20 protein-coding genes and 1 tRNA gene are annotated in these 19,933 nt (G+C 68.7%); 11 read left to right on the top strand and 10 right to left on the bottom strand.

What is annotated here, in order from left to right; genetic code table 11:
- Positions 1 to 65: 65 nt before the first annotated feature.
- Entirely contained in the window at positions 66 to 1,511 is a 1,446-nt protein-coding gene (locus MKD38_RS11670) for a hypothetical protein (protein ID WP_252676949.1), read from the bottom strand.
- Between the two features lie 293 nt (positions 1,512 to 1,804).
- Between MKD38_RS11670 and MKD38_RS11665 the strand changes: the two genes are divergently transcribed.
- Positions 1,805 to 2,908, top strand: a complete 1,104-nt coding sequence (locus MKD38_RS11665) for a mandelate racemase/muconate lactonizing enzyme family protein (protein ID WP_252676947.1) — start codon at positions 1,805 to 1,807, stop codon at positions 2,906 to 2,908.
- A gap of 9 nt (positions 2,909 to 2,917) precedes the next feature.
- Here the strand turns inward: MKD38_RS11665 and MKD38_RS11660 are convergent, their stop codons facing one another.
- The 7 genes from MKD38_RS11660 to MKD38_RS11630 form a co-directional block, all read right to left on the bottom strand.
- On the bottom strand, positions 2,918 to 3,805 hold the full coding sequence (locus tag MKD38_RS11660) for a metal-dependent hydrolase (RefSeq protein ID WP_252676945.1): 888 nt from the start codon (positions 3,803 to 3,805) through the stop codon (positions 2,918 to 2,920).
- Between the two features lie 78 nt (positions 3,806 to 3,883).
- Positions 3,884 to 5,440 (bottom strand): serine hydrolase, encoded by a 1,557-nt coding sequence (locus MKD38_RS11655; RefSeq protein WP_252676944.1) that lies wholly within the window; start codon positions 5,438 to 5,440, stop codon positions 3,884 to 3,886.
- A gap of 310 nt (positions 5,441 to 5,750) precedes the next feature.
- Positions 5,751 to 5,837 (bottom strand) — tRNA-Leu (locus MKD38_RS11650).
- A 116-nt stretch (positions 5,838 to 5,953) separates the two neighbouring features.
- A complete protein-coding gene (locus MKD38_RS11645; protein WP_252676943.1) occupies positions 5,954 to 6,763 on the bottom strand; it encodes a MetQ/NlpA family ABC transporter substrate-binding protein in 810 nt (269 codons plus the stop codon).
- Positions 6,764 to 6,967: 204 nt separating this feature from the next.
- Positions 6,968 to 7,288, bottom strand: coding sequence for a type II toxin-antitoxin system PemK/MazF family toxin (locus tag MKD38_RS11640; protein WP_111517828.1), 321 nt, complete (start codon positions 7,286 to 7,288; stop codon positions 6,968 to 6,970).
- Positions 7,282 to 7,530, bottom strand: coding sequence for an AbrB/MazE/SpoVT family DNA-binding domain-containing protein (locus MKD38_RS11635; RefSeq protein WP_252676942.1), 249 nt, complete (start codon positions 7,528 to 7,530; stop codon positions 7,282 to 7,284). The genes MKD38_RS11640 and MKD38_RS11635 overlap by 7 nt, the downstream gene beginning before the upstream one ends.
- 165 nt (positions 7,531 to 7,695) lie before the next feature.
- Positions 7,696 to 8,103, bottom strand: coding sequence for a VOC family protein (locus tag MKD38_RS11630; protein WP_252676941.1), 408 nt, complete (start codon positions 8,101 to 8,103; stop codon positions 7,696 to 7,698).
- 239 nt (positions 8,104 to 8,342) lie between these two features.
- Between MKD38_RS11630 and MKD38_RS11625 the strand changes: the two genes are divergently transcribed.
- Together MKD38_RS11625 and MKD38_RS11620 are read left to right on the top strand one after the other, a co-directional pair.
- Positions 8,343 to 8,813 (top strand): SRPBCC family protein, encoded by a 471-nt coding sequence (locus MKD38_RS11625; protein WP_252676940.1) that lies wholly within the window; start codon positions 8,343 to 8,345, stop codon positions 8,811 to 8,813.
- A complete protein-coding gene (locus MKD38_RS11620; protein ID WP_252676939.1) occupies positions 8,810 to 10,291 on the top strand; it encodes a DHA2 family efflux MFS transporter permease subunit in 1,482 nt (493 codons plus the stop codon). Before MKD38_RS11625 ends, MKD38_RS11620 begins: the two co-directional genes overlap by 4 nt.
- A 20-nt stretch (positions 10,292 to 10,311) precedes the next feature.
- On the opposite strand, the gene MKD38_RS11615 is transcribed toward MKD38_RS11620, so the two are convergent.
- The gene (locus tag MKD38_RS11615) at positions 10,312 to 10,581 is read right to left on the bottom strand and encodes an acyl-CoA-binding protein (protein ID WP_012353003.1); all 270 of its coding nucleotides are present in this window, start codon (positions 10,579 to 10,581) and stop codon (positions 10,312 to 10,314) included.
- Between the two features lie 128 nt (positions 10,582 to 10,709).
- Between MKD38_RS11615 and tsaB the strand changes: the two genes are divergently transcribed.
- Genes tsaB through MKD38_RS11595 form a run of 4 tightly spaced genes read left to right on the top strand, consistent with a single transcriptional unit; the run spans position 10,710 to position 13,993 of the window.
- Entirely contained in the window at positions 10,710 to 11,465 is a 756-nt protein-coding gene (gene tsaB / locus MKD38_RS11610) for a tRNA (adenosine(37)-N6)-threonylcarbamoyltransferase complex dimerization subunit type 1 TsaB (protein WP_252676938.1), read from the top strand.
- Positions 11,462 to 12,022, top strand: a complete 561-nt coding sequence (gene rimI, locus MKD38_RS11605; RefSeq protein ID WP_252676937.1) for a ribosomal protein S18-alanine N-acetyltransferase — start codon at positions 11,462 to 11,464, stop codon at positions 12,020 to 12,022. Before tsaB ends, rimI begins: the two co-directional genes overlap by 4 nt.
- Positions 12,019 to 12,885, top strand: a complete 867-nt coding sequence (locus MKD38_RS11600; protein ID WP_252676935.1) for a uracil-DNA glycosylase — start codon at positions 12,019 to 12,021, stop codon at positions 12,883 to 12,885. The genes rimI and MKD38_RS11600 overlap by 4 nt, the downstream gene beginning before the upstream one ends.
- Positions 12,851 to 13,993 (top strand): DUF1853 family protein, encoded by a 1,143-nt coding sequence (locus tag MKD38_RS11595; RefSeq protein WP_252676934.1) that lies wholly within the window; start codon positions 12,851 to 12,853, stop codon positions 13,991 to 13,993. Before MKD38_RS11600 ends, MKD38_RS11595 begins: the two co-directional genes overlap by 35 nt.
- Before the next feature lie 42 nt (positions 13,994 to 14,035).
- Here the strand turns inward: MKD38_RS11595 and lplT are convergent, their stop codons facing one another.
- On the bottom strand, positions 14,036 to 15,355 hold the full coding sequence (lplT, locus tag MKD38_RS11590; protein WP_252676932.1) for a lysophospholipid transporter LplT: 1,320 nt from the start codon (positions 15,353 to 15,355) through the stop codon (positions 14,036 to 14,038).
- Positions 15,356 to 15,960: 605 nt separating this feature from the next.
- Here lplT and alr point away from each other — a divergent pair.
- The 4 genes from alr (at position 15,961) to MKD38_RS11570 (ending at position 19,813) form a co-directional block, all read left to right on the top strand.
- Positions 15,961 to 17,082, top strand: coding sequence for an alanine racemase (gene alr, locus MKD38_RS11585; RefSeq protein WP_252676930.1), 1,122 nt, complete (start codon positions 15,961 to 15,963; stop codon positions 17,080 to 17,082).
- Positions 17,083 to 17,253: 171 nt separating this feature from the next.
- Complete coding sequence (radA, locus tag MKD38_RS11580; RefSeq protein ID WP_012352996.1) at positions 17,254 to 18,615, top strand: DNA repair protein RadA; 1,362 nt, start codon at positions 17,254 to 17,256, stop codon at positions 18,613 to 18,615.
- 3 nt (positions 18,616 to 18,618) lie between these two features.
- On the top strand, positions 18,619 to 19,182 hold the full coding sequence (locus tag MKD38_RS11575) for a GNAT family N-acetyltransferase (RefSeq protein WP_252676928.1): 564 nt from the start codon (positions 18,619 to 18,621) through the stop codon (positions 19,180 to 19,182).
- Between the two features lie 145 nt (positions 19,183 to 19,327).
- Positions 19,328 to 19,813: a disulfide bond formation protein B gene (locus MKD38_RS11570; protein WP_026164408.1), complete on the top strand. Its 486-nt coding sequence runs from the start codon at positions 19,328 to 19,330 to the stop codon at positions 19,811 to 19,813.
- Positions 19,814 to 19,933: the final 120 nt, after the last annotated feature.

The raw sequence follows: 19,933 nt of genomic DNA, 5'->3' as shown, positions 1-19,933 counted from the left end.
TAACGCGGAGAAGCCCCGGGGCAACACCTTGCCCCGGGGCTTGCAGTCAGCGCGACAACCGCGCGTCAGTTGGCCGGCGTGTAGTAGCGGCCCGCGATACGGGTGCCGGCGTCGCTCCACTGGTTCCAGACCAGCGCCGCATTGCCTTTCTCGTTTACCGCCAGCGCGGGAATCGCGGCGGTGTCGCCGTAGCTCTCGCCCAGCGCGGCGGTGCCCCAGCCGGTGCCGGCGACATAGCGGTTGGTCCACAGGTCGGCCACGCTGCTGCCCTCGGGCTCCTGGGTCCAGGCGACGAAGCCGTTGCCGGCGCCGTCCAGGCCGATCGTAGGCAGGCTGGGCGTGCGCGTGCTGGCACTCAGCAGCACGGTCGCGGTGCCCCAGGCGCCGTTGGCCGGGGCCACGCTGGCCACCAGCGTGTTGTCGTTGCGGCCCCAGGCCACCATGGCGTCGCCGCGCGCATTGACCGACAGCCGCGCCTTGCTGATAAAGGCTTCGGCCACCGGCGGCGCCACCGCCACGGGGTTCTGCCAGGCCGAAGTAAAGCGCCTGGCGTACAGCGTGCTTGCCACGGTGCCGTTGGCGACATCGGATTGGCCCCATACCAGCGTGGCATTGCCGCTGCCGTCCATGGCGATGGCGGGATAGCCGAGCGAGCGGTCGATGCTGTCGTCGCGCACCAGTTCGCTGGGCGCGTCCCAGCTGCCGCCGCTGAAGCGGCTGGTCCAGATGCCGTTGCTGGCGAGGTCGGTCAGTTCCCACACGGCAATCGCCTCGCCCGAAGGGGCCACGGCAACCTGCGGGCGCAGGTTCTGGATGCCGGCGTCATTGGGCGTCGCCAACATCGATTCCGTGCCCCAGCCGCTGGCGGCGGTGTAGCGGTTCGCGACGATCTTGAACGGGCCGAACTGGCCGTCGCGCTGGCTCCACACCGCGATCGCGTTGCCGCTGGCGTCCATGCCGACCTGCGGCTGCGCGGCGAGGCCGACGCCGGCCTCGATACGGGCCAGCGTGCCCCAGCCTGTGGCCGGGTCGAAGGGCCTGGCCCAGATGTCGTAGGCGCCTGCGCTGGTCAGCTGCGCCCACACCACCATGGCGCGCCCGGTGGCGCGATCCATCGCGATCTGCGGGCCGTCGGTGGCGCCGGCGGCGTCGTTTTCCAGTGCCACCGGCGCGCTCCAGCCGGAACCCGGCAGGTAGCGGCTCGCCAGCACGCTTTCGTTGGCGGTGCCCGCATCGAGCTGCATCCAGACCGCGATGGCATTGCCCGCGGCATCGATGGCGACGTTGACAGTGCCCGCGCCGGCCTCGGTAAAGGGCGCCGGATCGGTCCAGCTCGCCGGCACGGGCGTGCCGGGATTGCCGGGGCCAGGGTTGCCAGGCGTGCCCGGCGTTCCGGGGGTACCCGGGGTGCCTGGGTCGCCGGGGTTGGGTTGCGGTGTCGTGCTGTTATCGTCTCCGCCGCACGCGGACAGCGCCGCGCAAATCGCCATCAGCAAAATCGTCTTACGCATTGAGTCTTCCCTTTCGGATCTTGTTCTTCAACGATCAATTCGCGGCCGGGGCCGGCATGGCGGCGCCGTGGAGGCCGCAGCGGACGCGACGCCTGGGGCTGGCGCGAATTGCCACGGGCGAGAATAGGGAAAGGCGGGCAGGGTGGCGCGCCGACCCTGTGGGATTCCACAGGGTGGCCGCAACGCGCGGCGGCGACGCGCGCTCATGCCGGGCCCGGCTTCTGGCCTATATTGAAGTCCTGCGGCCTGGGCGCCGGCGTCACCGGACCGGCCGCGGCCGGAAGGAGCGCGCCATGAAGATCGCCAGCATCGAAGCCATCGCCCTGCGCATTCCGTTCACGGTCGGCGGCGTGTCGGCCGCGGGGGTCTGGGGCGGGGCTGGCATGCAGGCCGCCGATTCGCTGCTGCTCAAGGTGAGCACCGATGACGGCCTGGTCGGCTGGGGCGAAACCTTCGGCTTTGTCGGCGTTCCGGCGGCCAGGGCGGCGATCGAGCAGATGCTGGCGCCGGCCTGCATCGGCCGTGACGCGAGCCAGATCGATGCGATCGGCCTCGACCTGCAGCGCAGCTTCCATGTGTTCGGGCGCAGCGGGCCGCTGTTCTACGGGCTGTCGGCGCTCGACATCGCATTGTGGGACCTGTGCGGCAAGGCGGCCGGGCTGCCCGTTTACCGGCTGCTCGGCGGCGCGCGGCGCGAGCAGCTGCCGGCCTACGCCAGCCTGATCCGCTATGCCGATGCCGAAGCGATCGCGGTCAACGTCAGGCGCGCCATCGCCGATGGTTATCGCAGTCTGAAGCTGCACGAAGTCGACCTGGCCGTGATCCGCGCCGCGCGCGCGGCCGCGGGCCCGGATATCGAGATCACGCTGGATACGAATTGCCCGTGGACGCTGCATCAGGCCATCGACATGGCCCGCGCCCTGCAGCCCTTGTCGCTAAGGTGGCTGGAAGAGCCGCTGTGGCCGCCCGAGAACTACGCCGGACTCGCGGCGCTGCGCCGGCAATGCGCGATTCCGGTCGCCGCCGGCGAGAATGCCACCACGCTGATGGAATTCGAGCACCTGCTTGGCATCGGTGCCGTCGATGTGGTGCAGCCCAGCCCGGCCAAGATGGGCGGCATCAGCGCCCTGCGCGATGTCTTTGCCCTGGCCAGGGCGCACAACGCGCAGGTGATGGTCCATACCTTCTACGACGGCCCCGGGCTGCTGGCCGCCATGCATGCCACCGCGGCGCTGGGCGATGCCGAGGCCATGATCGAATGGCGGTACTTCGACATGGCCGCGCAAGTGCTTGGCGATGCCGTGGTGCCGCGCGACGGCATGATCGCGCTACCCGCGGGCCCGGGCCTGGGCCTCGACCCGGACCCGGAAGTGATCCGGCGCTACCGCGTCGGCTGACGCCGGCGCTCAGAAGTCGACCTTCTCTCCCGGCTGCGGCACGATCACGGTTGCCGCGGCACCAGTACCCAGTGCCGCCTTGAATTGCTCCGGCGTACCGCTGGCTTGCGGCGAGGTCTGGTAATGGATCGGTATTGCGAAGCGAGGCCGGATCAGGTCGCGCACGGCGATCGCGGCATCCTGCGGTCCCATGGTGGAATACCCGCCGATCGGGATCAGCACCAGATCCGGCTTGTAGATCTCGCCGATCAGGCGCATGTCGCCGAACAGCCCGGTATCGCCCATGTGCCAGATGCGGAAGCCGTTCTCCAGTTCGATGATGTAGCCCACCGGCTCGCCGCCGTAGTGGGTTTCGTCCTTGCCGGTGGCCGGATTCTTCAGCGCCAGTTCCGACGAGTGTTCCGCATGCACCGCCGTGATCTTCGGGCCCGCCGGGCCAAACGGCATGACCGTGCCGCTCTTGCCGAAGCGCTGCACCTGCGCCTCCGGCACCAGGCCCAGGCTGACCAGCGCCCGGCCCATGCCGCCGCCGTTGTACACCGGGGCGTTGGTCAGCCGGGCCAGCGCGGGGGTATCGCCCAGATGGTCGTTGTGGGCATGCGTGACCAGGATCAGGTCGACCTTGCCGAGCGCGGGCAGCTGTTTGAAGCCGGGCGGAGTCTTCGGATTGCTGGTCAGCCACGGGTCGATCACGATGACCTTGCCGCCCGGCGTGGTGATGCGCGTGGCGGCCTGTCCCAGCCACAGCACTTCGGCCTTGCCCGCGCTGGGCTGGCCGGGCGCTACCGGGCGCGGCGCGGCTGCCGGCGGCGTCGGCGCGGCACAGGCGCCGAGCAAGGCGGAGAGGGCGGCAAGCGTGGTGAGGGCGGCGGGAATCCGCGCAAGGTGTCTGAGCATGTCGTGCCTCCGTGAAGGGATCGATGCCGGATCGGTACCGGATCAATACCGGATCAATACGTCAGGCAGCCCGGGCCGCTAGCGCACAAACATGCCCAGGCCTTCGTGGTCGTAGAACTCCAGCCAGACGCGGTCGCTGGAAAACGCGGCCCGCGAGATCGTGCCCGGCATGGCGTTTTCATTGTCGAGCGTGAAGGTGAAGATATCGCCGTCCCAGTGGCTCAGCGGCACCACCAGCGGCGTCGCGCCCAGCGTCATCACCAGCGTGCCGCCCTGGTCGGCGACCTGCAGCGGACCGTAGTAGTCGTTGCGATAGGTGCCGGTGTAGGTCGACAGCGCGCGCGCGGACAGCGGATTGGCCGGGCGCGGCTGCCCCACCAGCCGGCCTTCCGGCTCCAGCAGCGGTGCCAGCGCATCACCGTAGAGCTTGCCCCAGTCGCGGCGGATGGCGCCGAATTGCGCCAGGTCGAAGAACTGGGCGCTCAGGGTTTCCGGCACGCCGATGGGCTGCGCGTTGGTCAGCGTCACGATGGCCAGGTCGAGCTCAGGCACCGCCATGAAGCTGGTCGCGGCGCCCAGGGCGAACGCGCCCGAGTGGTTGAGCGAGGTCAGGCCCAGTTCGGTCGTGCCGACATTGAAGCCATAGCCATAGTAGCCGGCAGGGCGGTCGCCGGCGGGCGGGTTGCTCTGCATTTGCGGACTTGTCGCGGGCGCCAGCGCGGCGGCATCGACCACCCGCTGCCCGCTGAACTCGCCTTTGGCGAGCAGCATCGCCAGCCATTTCGCCATGTCGTTGGCCGACGCACTGACGCCGCCCGCAGCCGATTGCGCATCGGGCATCCGCGCCGCGCCTTGCACCCAGTTGCCGTTGACCCGCACGTGGCCGAGCGCGCGGTTGTCGCGCGCGGCATAGTCGGCAAAGCGCGAGCTGGTGCGCGTCATGCCCAGCGGCTGGTACAGCGCCTGCTCCGACAGCGTGGCCCAGTCGGTGCCGGCGGCGACGGCAACCGCTTCGGCGGCGGCGGTCATGCCGAAGTTGGTGTACGCGTAGACCGCGCGGAACGGATGCAGCGGCACGAAGCGCAGGCGCGTCAGCACTTGCTGGCGGTCGTAGCCCATGTCCTCGAGACGGTCGCCGGCGTGGTCCGGCAGGCCGGAGCGGTGGGCGTAGAGGTCGCCGATGGTGACGTCCGCCGACACCTCGGCATCGGCCAGCGTGAACCAGGGCAGGTGCGTACGCACTGGGGTATCCCAGCTGATGCCGCCGCGGCCGACCTGGCGCGCGACCACGGTGGCGCCGATGGACTTCGACACCGAGGCCAGCTGGAACACGGTGTCGGCATCGACCGGCGCGGGATCGGTCACCAGCCGGCGCCCGAAGCCCTTGGCGTAAACAGTCTGGTTGCCCCGCACCACCGCGACCGCCATCCCGGGTACGCGTGAGCTCGCCATCAGGTCCGCAACCAACTGGTCGAGCTGGGCGATGGCCTGGGTGATCTGCGCCGGAGGAACCGGCTCGGGCGGCGTGGGCTTGGGCGGCTCGTCGTCGCCGCCGCCGCACGCCGGCAGCGCCGGGACCAGCAGGCCGCCAAGCGCGGCTCCCAGGAAACGGCGACGCTCTTGCAGTTTGCCCACGGTAGTTCTCCGTTATGACGCGTAACAGGCTGAGGCGGGGCCGCGGCCTGTGGATGGAACTACTGTATGCGATCAATAGCGCGGCGGCGGAGGAGAGAGAGGTTTTGACGCTGCAAAAAGCAAAAGGCCCGCACTTCCGTGCGGGCCTTTGCCTGAAACTCTGGTGCCCAGGAGAGGACTCGGTCACGCATGCGCGACCCCGGCTGCGCTTGCAAGCGCAGCCCTTCTCGTCCTCACGAAAAGCGCTCAAGCGCTTTTCTTCCTGGGCGGAAAAGAAAAAAGGCCTGCATGCGCAGACCTTTTTGAATTGTGGTGCCCAGGAGAGGACTCGAACCTCCACAGTGTTGCCACCGCTAGGACCTGAACCTAGTGCGTCTACCAATTCCGCCACCTGGGCAGGTGGTGAGCCGCGAATTCTACCGAAGGCGGCGGAATTTGCAAGCCCTTGCGCGGGCGCCGTGTGAAAAAACTTTGGCCACCGCGCTCAGCAGTGGTCGGGGCGCCCGCCGGCAATCAGAACGACGGCACCATCGCGCCCTTGTACTGCGCCTTCATGAACTGGCGCACGTCTTCCGACTGGTACGCGGCCACCAGCTTCTTGACCCACGGCTTGTCCTTGTCCTGGGTGCGCACCACGATGATGTTGGCGTACGGGCTGTGGATGTCTTCCAGCGCGATCGCGTTCCTGGTCGGCTGCAGGCCGGCGGCAAGCGCGTAGTTGGTGTTGATCACGGCGGCGCCGACATCGGGCAGCGCGCGCGCCAGCTGGGCCGCGTCCAGTTCGACGAGCTTCAGCTTCTTGGGGTTCTCGGCCACGTCCAGCGGCGTGGCATTGGAACCGTTGGTGCCGGCGCCGGCCTTCAGCTTGATCACGCCTTGCGCCTGCAGCAACAGCAGCGCGCGGTTTTCATTGGACGGGTCGTTGGGCACCGCCACCTTGGCGCCCTGCGGCAGGTCCTTGGGCGACTTCAGGTTCTTCGAGTAGATGCCCAGCGGCGAGATATAGGTGTAGCCCACGCTCTGCATCTTGTAGCCGCGCTGCTTCACCTGGCTGTCGAGGTACGGCTGGTGCTGGAAGCTGTTGGCGTCCAGGTCGCCGGCGTCGAGGGCGGCGTTGGGCTGCACGTAGTCGTTGAACTCGACCACCTTCACGTTCAGGCCATTGCGCTTGGCCACTTTCTGTACCACTTGCCAGACTTCGGCGTCCGGTCCGCTGACCGTGCCGACACGGATGGTCTGTTCCTGGGCCGAGGCACTGCCGGCGGCGATAAAACCCACGGCGGACACAGCTGCCGCCAGACGCTTGATGAAAGACGTGCGCATAGGAATGGTGAAGATCTTGTTGTGATGTGGCGAGTGAGAGGCAATCGCCGGGGCAGGGATCGCCTGTCCGGAGCGAGGGCACAGATTAACGCAATTGCGTCCGAATGGCGCGCCGCAGACGATTCTGGCGTCTATTTCTTTTTCATAAGCTTATGAAGCCAGGCGGCGCCTGCCTGCCGGCATTAAATGCCCCGGCGCCGCGGCTCAGTCCGCAAACACTTCGCGCAAGGTCCGCAAGGTGTCTGCCACGGTCCGGTCGCTCAGGCCGCCCGCGCGCTTCACCAGCCGCGACTTGTCGACGGTGCGCAGCTGGTCCAGCAGGATCAGGCCGGTCTTGCGCTGGAAGGTCACTGGTATGCGAAACGGTGCCGGCCGGCTGCCGGTGGTCATCGGCGCTACCGTTACCGTGCGCAGGTAGTCGTGCATCTCGGGCGGAGACAGGATGACGCAGGGGCGCGTCTTCTCGATCTCGCTGCCGACGGTGGGATCGAGCGCGACCAGCCAGACGTCGCCGCGCGCTACCATTTCAGCTCCGCGTCGTCGGCGTTGGGCAGTTCGCCCAGCACCAGGGTATCGTCGCCGGCCGCGGCGATCTGCCGGCTGGCTTCGGCCCAGCCCTGGCGCGGTGCCTGCCGGGGCCGGCACAGCACCAGCGTGTCATTCACGATTTCCATTTCCACTTCATTCTCCAGACCCAGCTGTGCCAGGATTGCCTTGGGAATCAGGACACCTTGCGAGTTGCCCATCTTGCGGATCGTTGCCTTCATGTCTTGTTGCTCATGGTGTGGTCAGTTCCGACGTCAGCACAATGTTATTACACCACGGGCATCAAGGAAACAGGCAGGCACCACGCTGCATGGAAATGTGACATCCCGGCGCAGCCGGCAACAGGCGAATGTTCCGAAAATGCCCGCGCTTGCAGAGCGGCCGGCTCAGTCGGCGACCGTCCCGTAGCCCTGGCCCTTCCACTCGATAAAACACAGCCCGTGCCCGAACGGGTCCGACAGCGTGGCCTGGCGGCCCCAGGCGAATTCCTGCGGCCAGTCCTCGATCTCGGCGCCGGCCGCGAGCGCGCGTTCGATGGCCTGCTCGAGGTCGGCGACGACGAAATCGAGGTGAACCGGGGTCCAGTGGCGGCGATAGTCGCGCCGGGTCGCGGCGCGCGTGGTCGGGCGCGTGCCCGCGGGCTTGGCGAGCAGGTAGATCGGGGCATTGCCGCCCAGCATTTCGGCGACAGAGCCGTCGAACAGCGTGCGGCCCGGCCGCAGTCCCAGCCCCTGCGCGTAGAAGTCGATGCCGCGCGCCAGGTCGTCGACATCGATATTGATCAGCAACTCCATCACAGCCTCCTGCAGCGTTCCGTGTGAAAGCGGCCGCATTGTGCGCCGGGTCTCCTGACAGCTGCTGTCAGGAGTGATGTTTCAGCCGGGCGCGGCATTCACGTGAGGGGCTCCAGCCGGTGCGAGTCTGGCCGATATCCGAGAGAGGGGGCGGCCCATGTTGCAGTGCGCAGACAAAAAGGTCTCGCGAATACGCGGAGACTTCATAATATCGACTTATCGCAAACGGGAGAGTGAAGTTGCGTTTTGAGCACTTGGTGGAGATCAATGATCCGGGCAACCCGCAGCTGGAACCGCTGACGGCCGAGCAGGTGTGGCAGGGCCTGGTGCTGCGTGCCGAATCTCCCGAGCTTTTCGTGCTGGGCCTGGACCGCGCCGAAGTGGTGGGCCGCGGCGACAACTGGATCGACCGCGTGCTGCATTTCGGCGCGGCCTCGATCGAAGATCACGTGGTCTACGAGCCGCGCCGGCTGGTGCGCTATGAGACCGCGGCCACGCCAGAGCATGCCGGCGGCACGCTGACCATGGCGATCGAGACCCCGGGTCCGGGCGCGCTGCTGTTGCGCTTTATCTACGACACCACCATGCCGGCCGTCGATGCCAGCGGCGACGACCGCTACGCCGAGATCGTCAAGTCCGCCTACCACGCGGCCGACATCGACACCGTCCGCAAGATCCGCGAGATCGCCGACACCGGGCGGCTGGGGTGAGCGAGGGCCCCGCCACGCCGGAAGGTTCCGGCCAGCGGTCGGATCTGCCGACCCGGCAGTCGCTGCGCGCGCGCTATGGCGAACGGCTGCGCTGGCTGGTGCTGGCGACGCTGATGCTGGGCACGATCTCGTCGATCGTCTCGTCCACCATCGTCAATGTGGCCATTCCCGACCTGAGCCGGCATTTCGTGCTGGGGCAGGAGCGCGCGCAATGGGTCGCGGCCAGCTTCATGATCGCGATGACGCTGTCGATGCTGCTGACCCCCTGGCTGCTGAATCGCTACGGGCTGCGGCGCACCTTCCTGGGCGCGTCGCTGCTGCTGGGCGCGGGCGGACTGGTGGGCGGTTTTTCGCCGACCTACGGCGTGATGATCGCGATGCGCGTGGCCGAGGGCATCGCCGCGGGCATCATGCAGCCGCTGCCCAATATCCTGATCCTGCGCGTCTTCGAAGAGCGCGAGCAGGGCAAGGCGATCAGCATGTTCGGCTTCGGCGTGGTGCTGGCGCCGGCGCTGGGACCCAGCCTGGGCGGCTTCCTGGTCGAGGCCTTCGGCTGGCGCTCGATCTTCTTCGTGGTGGTGCCGCTGACGCTGCTGGCCGTGCTGATGGCGCGCCGCTTCATGGCGGTGGACTCGATCATGATGGGCGAGCGCCAGCCGCTGGACTGGCGCGGGCTGGGCCTGGCCGGCATCGCCACGGTCAGCCTGCTCAACGGCGTGGTCGAGATGCGCGAGAGCGTCGCCGCGGGCCTGGCGCTGTCGGGCTTCGGCGTGCTGATGCTGGCGGCGTTCGTGATGTGGCAGTTGCGCGCGGCGTACCCGCTGATGAATATGCGGCTGTACAGCTACCGGCAGTTCGCGGCCGGGGCGGTGGTGGCCTTCATCTATGGCGCGGGCCTGTTCGGCTCGACCTACCTGTTGCCGGTCTATATGCAGATGGCGCTGGAATACACCCCGTCGCGCGCCGGCCTGGTGCTGTTCCCGGCGGGCGTGATGCTGGCGCTGACGATTGCGGTGGCGGGGCGCTTCACGCACCGGATCCCGCCACATGTGCAGGTGTCGTTCGGGCTGGCGCTGCTGTCGTTGTCGTTCCTGCTGATGGCGCTGGGCTCGCGCGCGACGCCCTACCTGGTGCTGGTGGCGCTGGCGGTGCTGGGGCGGATCGGCCTGGGCTGCATCCTGCCATCGCTGACGCTGGGTGCGATGCGCGGCGTGGACTTCACGCTGATCGCCCAGGGCTCGAGTTGCATCAACTTCCTGCGGCAACTGGGCGGCGCCATCGGCGTGAGCCTGGCGGGAGTGGGGCTGCAGTGGCGCCTGGCCGAGCATGGCGCACTGCTGGGCCAGGCCGGCGACAGCGCGCTCCAGGCGGCGCGCATCCGCGCCTTCGATGAAACCTTCCTCGCGGTGGGTGTGGTGATCGCCAGCGCGATGCTGGCGGCCTGGCGCATCCGGCCGCGCCCGGCGCCGGCGGCCTGACGCCGCCGGGCCGGAGCCGTTCAGCTGGCGGCGCCGCTGCGCAGTTCTTCCACCAACGCGATGTACTGCTCCATCGCCTGTTCGCGCGCGGTGCCGCGCAGCGCTTCCCACGCCTCGAACTTGTAGCGGCCGACGAAATCGGTCATGCCCGGCTTGTCGCCGTGCGCATCGCCCTCGCTGCCTTGCTTGAACAGCGCGTACAGGCGCAGCAGGGACATATTGCTGGGGCGCTCGCTCAGTTGCTTGACGTCGATCTGGGCCTGTTCGAAACGTGCCTGCAGGTCGCTCATGGGGTTCCTCCGTGTGGACTGTCTGGATTGCGGAAATGCAGCCCGATGATAGCCGTCCCGCGCGGCCGCGCCGTCCGTATAAAACCGAAGAAGCCCTCGATTCCGGGCCCAACGGCTACAATCGCGCCATGTCCTGGATTCTCGCTGTTGAAACTTCTACGGAGTGGTGCTCGGTCGCGCTCGGACGCGCGGCAGGCACCGGCCTCGAGTGCCTGGTGCGCCATGAGCACACCGGCGCACGCTCGTCGGCGCGCGTGCTGCCGGCCGCCGGGGAACTGCTGGCCGAAGCCGGCATTGCGCTGGCCGATTGCGCGGCCATCGCCTTTGGCGCTGGCCCGGGCTCGTTCACCGGCCTGCGCACTGCCTGCGGCGTGGCGCAGGGGCTGGCGTTCGGCGCCGGGCTACCCGTGGTGCCGGTCAACACGCTGAAGGCCTGCGCCGAACGCACCCGCGCCGCCACGCCGGCGCTGCCGGACGGCACCGCGGTGCTGGTGGCGCTGGATGCGCGCATGGACCAGGCCTATGCGGCGGCCTTCGGTTGGAACGCCGCCGCGCAGGAGTGGGCGGAACTCACGCCGATGCAGGTCGGCGCGCCGGAAACCGTCGCCTTGCCCGGCGGCGACTTCTGGCTGGCCGGCAACGCGTCCACGGTGTTTGGCGAACGCCTGGCGGGCCTCGGCCGCGCCGCGCGCGTGCTGCCCGAGGCGATGCCGCATGCGCAGCCGATGGTTGCCATCGCGCTGCGCGCCCTGGCGCGCGGCGAGGCCATCGACGCCGACCAGGCCATGCCGGTCTACCTGCGCGACAAGGTTGCCCAGACCATCGCCGAGCGCGAGGCCGTAGCGGCGGCGCGTGCGGCGGCCCAGCCGGGGAGCGCATCGTGAGCGCCGCGTATCCCCTCGCAGACCGCCACGACTGGCCCGAGGTGCCGGCCATGCCGGCGCTGCCCGAGGGCTGGTCGCTGGGCCGCATGAGCGCGCTAGACCTGCAGGCGGTGGCGGGCATCGAGGCGCGCGCCTACAGCCATCCGTGGACGCGCGGCAACTTCGAGAACTCGGTCAAGTCGGGGCATCTCGGGCTGACGCTGCGCGATCCGGCGGGCACGCTGGTGGCCTACGCCGTGCTGATGCCGGTGGTCGATGAAATGCACCTGCTCAACATCACGGTCGAGCCGCTGCGCCAGCGCCAGGGGCTCGGGCGCCTGATGCTCGCGGTGGTGCTGGCGACCTCGCACGCGCACCGCATCCACACCATGCTGCTGGAGGTGCGGCCCTCCAATACCGGGGCGATCGCGCTCTACCAGGCGGCCGGGTTTGCCGAGATCGGACGCCGCAAGGGTTATTACCCGGCGCCGGGCGGCGAGCGCGAAGACGCGCTGGTGCTGCGCCGCGCCTGGCCGGCGCAGGCTGCCGCCAACGAAGGCACGGAGGGGCAGGCATGAGCCGCCGCGCGCAGTTCCTCGAGGTGCTGGGCATTCCGACCGAATGGGTACCGCGCGCGTCCCGGGCGGCGCAGGCAGAGGCGCAGCCCGACCTGGCAGCGCAGCCTGCGGCGATGCCGGCAGCCGAGCCGTCCGTGGCAGCGACGGCTGCCCCGGTGGCTGCAGCGGTTGCGCATCCCGAGGCGCCGCTGGCCGCACCGGTGGCGCCGCCAGCCCCTGAGCGCGCTGCGCCAGCGCTGGCTCCTGCCGGGCCGGCGCCCGCAGATGCACAAGCGGATCGTGAAGCGGCCATCGCCGCGATGGACTGGCCGGCGCTGGAAGCCGCGGTGGCGGGCTGCACCGCCTGCGGCCTGTGCCAGACCCGTACCAATACGGTGTTCGGCGTGGGCGCGCGCCAGGCGGATTGGATGCTGGTGGGTGAAGCCCCCGGCGAGAACGAAGACCTGCAGGGCGAGCCCTTCGTCGGCCAGGCCGGCAAGCTGCTCGACAACATGCTCGGTGCGCTCGGGCTGGCGCGCGGGCGCAACGTGTTCATCGCCAACGTGCTCAAGTGCCGCCCGCCGGGCAACCGCAATCCGGAAGCGGAAGAGGTGGCGCAGTGCGAGCCCTTCCTGCGCCGGCAGATTGCGCTGGTCAGGCCCCGCGTGATCGTGGTGCTGGGCCGCTTCGCTGCCCAATCCTTGCTGCGCACCACCACGCCCATCGGCAAGCTGCGCGGCACCGTGCATGCCTATGAGGGCATCCCCGTGGTGGTGACCTACCATCCCGCCTACCTGCTGCGCACGCTGACCGACAAGGCGCGCGCCTGGGAAGACCTGTGCCTGGCCCGTGAGCTCCACGACCGTGCGGGAGCTGGGGCCTGATCTCTCGCTGACCCGCGGCGGCGACGGCCATGGACCGTCGCACGCGCCGCTGTGGCGCCGCGCCGCGTCGGCACGCGCGCGCGACCTGGCCTGGACCACGCTGTCGCCGCCGCTGCTGGACACCGTACCAGGGGCCGCGCTGGCGCGCTGGCCGGCCGGCACCCGCGAGGCCTGGCAGCGCTGGCTCGAAGGCGCGGATCCCGCCGCGCTGCCCCCCACCATCGACGAACTGGCCGACGGCCATGCCGCGCTCTGCACCAATGCCGACCCCGACCCTGCCAACCGCAGCCTGCGCCTGGGGCGGCATGCCGAACGGCTGCTGCATTTCGCCTTGCGCCATATGCAGGGGCTGTCGCTGCTGGCCGCCAACGTGCCGGTGCGGCACGCGGGGCGGCACGGCGTGCGCACGCTGGGCGAGCTGGATTTCGTCTGGCGCGAGCTGGACTCGGGCGCGGTGGTCCACTGGGAGATGGCGGCCAAGTTCTACCTGATGGCGGCGGGCGGCCACCAGCCGCCGCGGGCGCAGGATTTCGTCGGCCCGAACCTGGTCGACCGCCTTGGCGACAAGCTCGGCCATATCGTGCACCGGCAGCTGCCGTTGGGGCATACGCCCGAGGCGCGGGCCGCGCTCGGCCATACCGTGGACCGCAGCGAAGTCTACCTGCTGGGCTGGCTGTTCTATCGCGACGGCCAGGTGCCGGCCGGGCTGGAGACGCTTGGGATTGCGCCAGACCACTTGCACGGCTGGTGGTCCACGCTCGAGGCCTGGGCCGCGCGCGCCAGTGGGCGTCCGGGCCTGCGCTGGTGCCGCCTGCCGCGTACCGGGTGGCTGTCGGGCGCGCTGGTGCCGGAAGCCGGCACGGCGGACGCCGGCACGCTGCACGCGCTGCTGGCGCAGCGCTTTGCCGACCCGCGCCATGACCACGGCTGGCGCCGCGAGTCACCGGTGATGCTGTGCGAGATGGAACCGGCCGGGCCGCAGGCGCCAGGCTGGTGGCGCGAATGCTCGCGCGGTTTCGTGGTGCCGCCGGGGTGGCAGGAGCGGGCGCTGGCGCGCACCGAAGAGCCGCCGCGGGCGGGCCCGCAAGCCGTTCAGGACACCGCCTGACGCGGGCTGGCCGGCCGCCGCCGCGGCCGCGCCGTGAGAGTGCTAGTGGTGCTTGTCCTCGCCGATCATCGCCAGCGAGTTGAAGGTGCGCACGTTGTACTTGTGCAGCTTGAGCACCAGCGCCATGGTCACGCAGATAAACATGCCCAGCGCGATGATGACCACGCCGATCGGCACGTTGAGCTTGATCAGCAGCGCGTACAGGCACAGCATCAGCAGCACCGAGACGTTCTCATTGAAGTTCTGTACCGCGATCGAGTGCCCGGCCGACAGCAGCACGTGGCCACGGTGCTGCAGCAGCGCGTTCATCGGCACCACGAAATAGCCCGACATCGCGCCCACCAGCATCAGGAACACGTAGGCGATGGCCATGTACAGCGGCATGTGCAGGCCGAGCACGTCAAGCGTGACCTGCGGCATCGCGTCCTTGGTGTAGAACGCCATCACCATCACCGTGGCGCCCATCGCCACGCCGAATGGCAACACCGACAGCGATTTGCGCAGCGGGATGCGCGCCGCCGCCAGGATCGCGCCGACCGCCACGCCCACCGCCACCACGGCCTGCAGCAGCGCGCCCTGGGACAGGTTCAGGCCCAGCGATTTCTCGGCCCACTTCAGCACGATGAACTGCAGCGTCGCGCCCACGCCCCAGAACAGCGTGGTCACTGCCAGCGAGATCTGGCCGAGCTTGTCGCGCCACAGCGCCAGGAAGCAGTCGCCGAATTCGGCGATCAGCTTGATCGGGTTCTTTTCCTGCGCCGGATAGCGCGCGCCGGTGTCCGGGATGAACAGGTTGAACACCGAAGCGATCACGTAGAACAGCATGATCACCACCATCGCGGCCTCGGCCGGGGTGTCGATGCCGGTATTGATCAAGGGCACGTCCAGGCGCAGCAGCAGGCCGGAGACATGCACGGAAATCAGCGCACCGCCCACTACCGTGCCGAGGATGATCGAACCCACCGTCAGGCCCTCGATCCAGCCGTTGGCCAGCACCAGTTTTTCGGGGGGCAGCAACTCGGTCAGGATGCCGTACTTGGCGGGCGAATACGCCGCCGCGCCGAAGCCGACCACGCCGTAGGCCAAGAGCGGATGCAGCCCGAACATCATGATGGCGCAGCCGACCACCTTGATGGCGTTGGTGATGAGCATCACCCGCCCCTTGGGCATCGAGTCGGCGAAGGCGCCGACGAAGGCGGCAAGAATGACGTAGGAGAGAACGAAGAACAACTTGAGCAGCGGGGTCATCCACTGCGGGGAATGCAATTCGGTGAGAAGGGCGATGGCGGCGATCAGTAAGGCATTGTCGGCCAGCGAGGAAAAAAACTGCGCGGCCATGATGGTGTAAAAACCCTTCTTCATGCTGTCGACTTTCTCTCCATCGCGCGCTCCATTCACGGGGGCCAGGCTGGTGCCGGCCGCAGAGGCCATGGTTTGCAGGGAACCTTGTGCCGCGGCCGTGTCGAATTGTGTCGTAGGTGCTGCGCTGCGGCGCCGTGAGGCCTGCCTGACAGTCATTGACATAATGCTTCGCTTTTAGAACATGGCCGGAGCGTCCGGCTTTATATCACGAAAACATGACATTCCCGAACCCCGGCAACGGCTCTTTTTGACAGCAAATTGCCTTGCCGATTCCCCGATGATCCCCGGCAACCGCATCCGAATGTGTTCAAATAACGGCTGCCACCGCGGCCCGCCGGACCGGTCTTTCGCTGATCTGGTGTGCGCCCGGCGAGATATGGTGACTGGGATACCTGGGCGTGCCAATTGCGGGCATCCCGCATATCCGTAGCCACAACCGTCGCCACTGCCGTCGCCCACCTGGGTCGCCGGTACGTGCTGCGGCACACCGACAGGTGACGTTTGCGCCATCGATACTGAGACAGAGTCGTCCCTCCAGCCCGCGCCGCGCGCACGTGCCGCTCGCGCCGCTGCCGGCTTTGTCCGCTACCCTGATGTGACCTCCAATGCCAAGACCGATCCAAGCCGTCATCCACCAACCCGCCCTGGCCAACAATCTCGACGTGATCCGCCGCAAGGCGCCTGACTCGCGCGTCTGGGCGGTGGTCAAGGCCAATGCCTACGGGCATGGCATCCGCCGCGTTTTTGCTGCACTGCGTGGTGCCGATGGCTTCGGCCTGCTGGACCTGAATGAGGCCGTGCTGCTGCGCGACCTCGGCTGGCAGGGCCCGATCCTGCTGCTGGAGGGCTTCTTCCAGCCGCAGGACATTGCCCTGATCGAGCAATACCGCCTGACCACCGCGATCCACTGCGACGAGCAGCTGCGCATGCTGGAAAGCGCGCGCCCCAGGGGACCGCTGGCGATCCAGCTCAAGCTCAACACCGGCATGAACCGGCTCGGCTTCCATCCGGCGGAATACCGCACCGCCTGGGAGCGCGCGCGCGCCATGCCGTGCGTGGGCAGCATCGTCCATATGACGCATTTCTCCGATGCCGACGGCCCGCGCGGCGTCGCCCACCAGGTCGAGGCCTTCGACGCCGCCACCGCCAACCTGCCGGGCGAGGCCAGCCTGTCGAATTCCGCCGCGGTGCTGTGGCATCCGCGGGCGCACCGCGCCTGGGTGCGTCCCGGCATCATCCTGTACGGCGCCTCGCCCACCGGCCGCGATGCCGATATCGCAGGCACCGGGCTGCAGCCGGCGATGTCGCTGCAGAGCGAGCTGATCTCGGTGCAGGACCTGCAGCCGGGCGATACCGTCGGCTATGGTTCGCTCTTCACCGCGGAGCGGCCGATGCGCATCGGCGTGGTCGCGTGCGGCTATGCCGACGGCTATCCGCGCCATGCGTCGGGCTGGGGCGAGCAGCGCGCGCCGGTGCTGGTCGACGGCGTGCGCACCGAGTTGGTCGGGCGCGTGTCGATGGACATGCTGTGCGTGGACCTGACACCGTGCCCGAAGGCCCGCGTCGGCAGCCCGGTCACGCTGTGGGGCCAGGGCCTGCCGATCGACGAAGTGGCCCAGGCCAGCGGCACGGTCGGCTACGAGCTGATGTGCGCGCTGGCGCCGCGCGTGCCGACCACGGTGGCGACCATCACCGCATCGGACAGCGCCGCGCCTGCGGTCGCCTGATGTGGTCTGAGGTGGCCTGATTTGCGCCGATAAGTGGAGCGCGGTGCGGGCGCAGCGCCGCACGGTTACGCTCTGCACGCGTGCGCTGCCTCAGGCCGCTTCGCCCACTACGCTACCTCCGCCGGCCGGGTCGCTTCAGGCCCGGCTCGATTCTTTCTGCAAGGACCTCCGTTGGCCAAGAGCAAGACTGTCTATACCTGTACCGAATGCGGCGGCACCACGCCGCGCTGGGCCGGCCAGTGCCCGCATTGCCAGCAGTGGAACACGCTGGTGGAGACCGTGGCGGAATCCGCCGCTAACAAGCGCTTCCAGCCGCTCGCGGCATCGGCCACGGTGCGCAAGCTGGCCGAGATCGAGGCCGCCGACGTGCCGCGTTTTTCCAGCGGCATCGACGAGTTCGACCGGGTGCTGGGCGGCGGCCTGGTGTCGGGCGGGGTGGTGCTGATCGGTGGCGATCCCGGTATCGGCAAGTCGACGCTGTTGCTGCAGGCGCTGGCCAACCTGGCCGGGCAGCGCCGCGTGCTCTATGTCAGTGGCGAGGAGTCGGGGGCGCAGATCGCGCTGCGCGCGCAGCGCCTGGGCGTGGAAAGCCCGTCGCTGGGACTGCTCGCCGAAATCCAGCTGGAGAAGATCCAGGCCACGCTGGAAGTGGAAAAGCCCGAGGTTGCGGTGATCGATTCGATCCAGACGCTGTATTCCGAGGCCCTGACCTCGGCGCCGGGATCGGTGGCGCAGGTGCGCGAATGCGCGGCGCAGCTCACGCGCATCGCCAAGAGCAGCGGCACCACCATCATCCTGGTCGGCCACGTGACCAAGGAGGGCAGCCTGGCGGGGCCGCGCGTGCTCGAGCATATCGTCGATACGGTGCTGTATTTCGAGGGCGATACCCATTCATCGCACCGGCTGATCCGCGCCTTCAAGAACCGCTTCGGCGCGGTCAACGAGCTGGGCGTGTTCGCGATGACCGAGCGTGGCCTGCGCGGCATCAGCAATCCGTCGGCGCTGTTCCTGTCGCAGCATGAAGAGACCGTGCCGGGCTCGTGCGTGCTGGTGACGCAGGAGGGCACGCGGCCGCTGCTGGTGGAAATCCAGGCGCTGGTCGATACCGCGCATGTGCCCAACCCGCGTCGGCTGGCGGTGGGGCTGGAGCAGAATCGGCTGGCCTTGCTGCTGGCGGTGCTGCACCGGCACGCGGGCATCGCCTGCTTTGACCAGGACGTGTTCCTGAACGCGGTGGGCGGGGTCAAGATCACCGAACCCGCGGCGGACCTGGCGGTGCTGCTGTCGATCCACTCGTCGATGCGCAACAAGCCGCTGCCGCGCGGCCTGGTGGTGTTCGGCGAAGTGGGGCTGGCCGGCGAGATCCGCCCCAGCCCGCGCGGGCAGGAGCGCCTGAAGGAAGCGGCCAAGCTGGGCTTTACGCTGGCCGTGATCCCCAAGGCCAATGCGCCCAAGCAGAAGATCGACGGGCTCGAGGTGATCGCGGTCGAGCGCATCGAGCAGGCCATCGACCGCGTGCGCCACCTGGACTGAGCCATGGACGACGGCATCGCCTTCGAGACTGGCCGCTTGCGGCTGCGCCAGTGGCGCGATCAAGACTATGCGCCGTTGGCCGCGCTCAATGCCGATGCGCAGGTGATGCGCTATTTCCCGGCACCGCTGACGCGCGCCGAAAGCGATGCGATGGCCGGGCGCTGCCGCAGCCTGATCGCGCAGAAGGGGTGGGGCGTCTGGGTCGTCGAACGCATGGCAGACGATACCTTCCTTGGCTTCGTCGGACTGCACGAGCCGGCCGCCACGCTGCCGTTCGCGCCGTGCGTGGAGATCGCCTGGCGGCTGGCGCGGCACGCCTGGGGCCGGGGCTACGCCACCGAGGCGGCGCGTGGCGCGCTCGCCTACGGTTTCGGCCGCCTGGGGCTGGAGGAAATCGTCGCCTTCACCACGCTTGCCAATGCCCGCTCGCGCGCGGTGATGGAGCGGCTCGGCATGCGCGAGGATGCGGAGGGTTTCGATCATCCTGCCTTGCCGCCGCAGCACCCGTTGCGGCCGCATTGCCTGTACCGCTTGCCGCGCGCGGCGTGGCAGGCAGCGGGCGCATGATGCCGATGCTTCAACCCGCCACGGGCCAGCAGGCTGGCGCCGCATGTGGCGCCGACGGCAGGCGCGGCAAAATCGGTAATAATGCGCAGCACAGCCGCGCCCTCGCACTGACGGCAACGATTACCGGATCACCTGAGTTCCAATGATGCAAGCCAATTCCCGTGCCTATTTCCTGCTGATTGCCATCGTCTCCTTCGCCCTGGTCGGCGTCGCGCTCTACCTGCAATTCGAAAAGGGCTATCAGCCTTGTCCGCTCTGCGTAATGCAGCGCTTCGCCTTCATCGGTATCGGCGTGTTCTCGCTGCTGGCCGCGGTGGCGCAGAACACGCGCTCGCTGTGGCAGGGCCTGGGCATGCTGTCCGGCATCGCCGGCATTGCGGTGGCGGTCTATCATGTGTCGCTGCTGCTCAATCCCAAGGCCTCGTGCGGCATCGATCCGCTCGAGAACTGGGTCAATGCGCTGCCCACCGCCAAGGTGCTGCCGCAGCTGTTCTACTCCGACGGCCTGTGCACCGCGCCGCTGCCGCCGGTGCTGGGGCTGTCGGTGCCGGCATGGTCGCTGATCTGGCTGTTCGTGCTGACGCTGACGCTGGCGGTGGGGCTGATCCGGAGGGAAAAGAATTTCCGCTGAGGGGTGGGGGCGTTCGAATGAAAAAAACCGGCGCTGTGTGCGCCGTTTTTTTTTGCGTGGGGCCACAGCGGCATCCCACCGGCGGGTTTGCTCCCCTCTCCCTCTGGGAGAGGGGCGGGG

Origin of the sequence: Cupriavidus sp. WGlv3 (genome assembly GCF_023952475.1) — a bacterium.
Taxonomy (GTDB): domain Bacteria; phylum Pseudomonadota; class Gammaproteobacteria; order Burkholderiales; family Burkholderiaceae; genus Cupriavidus; species Cupriavidus phytorum.
This window is presented reverse-complemented; position numbering and strand designations above follow the sequence as displayed.